This is a genomic window from Candidatus Desulfatibia sp. (genome assembly GCF_036446775.1).
In the GTDB taxonomy this organism is placed as follows: Bacteria; Desulfobacterota; Desulfobacteria; order Desulfobacterales; family UBA11574; genus Desulfatibia_A.
Genome location: NZ_JAZFTO010000132.1, coordinates 1 through 2,586 on the forward strand (window position 1 = coordinate 1; position 2,586 = coordinate 2,586).

The window sequence follows — 2,586 nt, forward strand, 5'->3', positions numbered from 1 at the left end:
GGCAAAGTTGATAAACCGCTCGATGAGTTCTTTAACCGCAATAGTTCTGGAAAAAAGCGCTTTGCGAACGACCTTTAAAACTCCCAGCACTTCTTTTAGGGGATAATTAATCATTGTCACCCCCATAGTGCCGCCGACAACAATCATTAACGCCGGCACGTTGATAAAGATGTTTAACCCGCCACCCATGAAGATGGCCATAAGTACAAGGCCGAATGCCGAAATAACACCTACAATGGTTGCGATATCCATAAAATCTCCTTAAAAATTAAACCATTACCTGCTAAAATAGGTAGATTTCTGTTCCGACTGAAAGTCAGTCGAAAAGTGCTTGGACGAATTAGTTTCACCGTTCTGGGTTCTGCGTTCTGGGTTCTGCGTTCTGGGTTCTGCGTTCAACGTTGAATCTTTCAACCCTGAACCTCTGAACCTTTCAACCTTGAACCTTAAACCGCAAATCTTCATGATGCTAAAGCTGTTCGCCTAAAAGGCGAAGGTTTTAAACCTGGTGAATGGAAAAACAATTCCATGCCTAAACGAAAAGATCTAAAACGAATTCTCGTCATTGGATCCGGTCCGATTGTCATCGGCCAGGCCTGTGAGTTTGATTATTCAGGGACCCAGGCCTGCAAGGCACTGCGCGAAGAAGGCTTTATCGTCATCCTGATCAACAGCAACCCGGCCACTATAATGACGGACCCTGAATTTTCAGACAGAACCTACATTGAACCTTTGCATGCCGAGGCCGTTACCCGGATCATCGAAAAAGAACGCCCTGACGCCTTGCTGCCGACCATGGGCGGGCAAACAAGTCTTAATCTCGCGGTTGAATTGGCCGAGAGCGGCGTTTTGGACGAATACGGTGTCGAGCTAATCGGAGCAACACTTGAGACGATCCGGTTGGCTGAGGACCGCGAGCTTTTCCGCAATGCCATGCGGGATATCGGGCTGAAAGTTCCTCAGGGCGGTTGCGTACGTACGGTTGAAGAAGCCGAGGCGCTGTCGGGTGATATCGGCTTTCCGCTTATCATCCGCCCCGCTTTCACCCTTGGCGGTATCGGAGGTAATGTCGTTTACAACCAAGAGGAATTTACCCAAGCCGCCCACTGGGGACTAAGTGCCAGTCCGGTTACGCAAATACTCATCGAAAAGTCTGTGCTGGGCTGGAAGGAATACGAACTGGAAGTCATGCGGGACGCCGCGGATAATTTCGTGATTGTGTGTTCCATTGAAAATTTTGATCCCATGGGCATTCATACCGGCGACAGCATTACGGTGGCCCCCGCCCAAACCTTGACCGATGTTGAATTCCAGGCCATGCGCGATGCCGCCAAAAAAATCGTAACCAAGATTGGTGTTGAAACCGGCGGCGCAAATATTCAGTTCGCGCTCAATCCGGAAACCGGGGAGATGGTGGTCATCGAAATGAACCCACGGGTTTCACGCAGCTCCGCCCTGGCATCCAAAGCAACCGGTTTTCCGATCGCTAAGATTGCGGCTAAACTTGCTGTCGGGTACCATCTGGATGAAATTCCCAATGATATTACCCGTAAAACGCCGGCCTGTTTTGAACCGGCCATCGATTACGTGGTCGTTAAGATCCCCCGCTGGGACTTTGAAAAGTTTCCTGAAAATGACAAGCGCCTGACGTCCCAGATGAAATCGGTTGGTGAAGCCATGGGAATCGGCAGGATTTTTAAGGAAGCGCTAAACAAAACCCTGCGGTCGCTTGAAAACGGATGGTTCGGTTTTCATGCCAACGGCAATAATTCATACGAACGGATGACCAGAGAAGAGTTGTTGGATGATATGCGCTTCGGAACACCGGATCGAATAATGAAAATCTGGCAGGCGCTGACCACCGGCGTATCTCCGCAAGAAATTTCGCAAATAACCCGAATCGATATTTGGTTCCTTGAGAATCTGAAACAACTGGTCGTATTCGAATCCAAAATTGCGGCTGAATCCAAAGAACGAAATTTTATCTCACCTGAAACGCTGCGGTCGGCAAAACGGTGGGGGTTTTCCGATAAACATATTGCCCTGCTGACCGAAAAAGAAGAGCATGAGATTCGGAGTTTACGCAAAGAAAACGAAATGCGGCCGTCATTTAAGATCGTTGATACCTGTGCCGCCGAATTTGAATCCTTTACCCCCTATTATTATTCCACCTATGACCAGGAAAATGAGTCCATACCCTCGAATAAAAAGAAAGTCATCATTCTCGGCGGCGGACCCAATCGAATCGGCCAGGGCATAGAATTCGATTACTGTTGCGTTCACGGCATCCTGGCCTTAAAAAAACTGGGGATCGAAGCGATCATGATCAACTGCAACCCGGACCCCGGGCCGCGAATCCCAATTTCACCGAGTATGCCACAATTGGCAAATTTGCGCCCGCCTCCCATTCGGGCGCCGCCGGCGGCGGAGGCGGGATTGATTGCCCCTCGGCACCCCCGGGGGCTGAATGGGGCCCCCCGGGGACAGGGTATTGGCACCGGGCGGGCGGGCGAGTTGCGCCGCGGCAGGAAACGATTGCCCAACAGCTGAAAATCTTTTATAAATTTATTGTCTTACCGGGGTGGC

At 50.2% G+C, this 2,586-nt stretch carries 1 protein-coding gene and 1 pseudogene; one reads left to right on the forward strand and one right to left on the reverse strand.

Annotated elements, in window-relative coordinates:
* Window positions 1-252: pseudogene (locus V3S16_RS06395) on the reverse strand (motility protein A); the annotation flags it as partial.
* A gap of 276 nt (window positions 253-528) precedes the next feature.
* Between V3S16_RS06395 and carB the strand changes: the two are divergent.
* Window positions 529-2,550, forward strand: coding sequence for a carbamoyl-phosphate synthase large subunit (gene carB, locus V3S16_RS06400; RefSeq protein ID WP_413883840.1), 2,022 nt, complete (start codon window positions 529-531; stop codon window positions 2,548-2,550).
* Window positions 2,551-2,586: the final 36 nt, after the last annotated feature.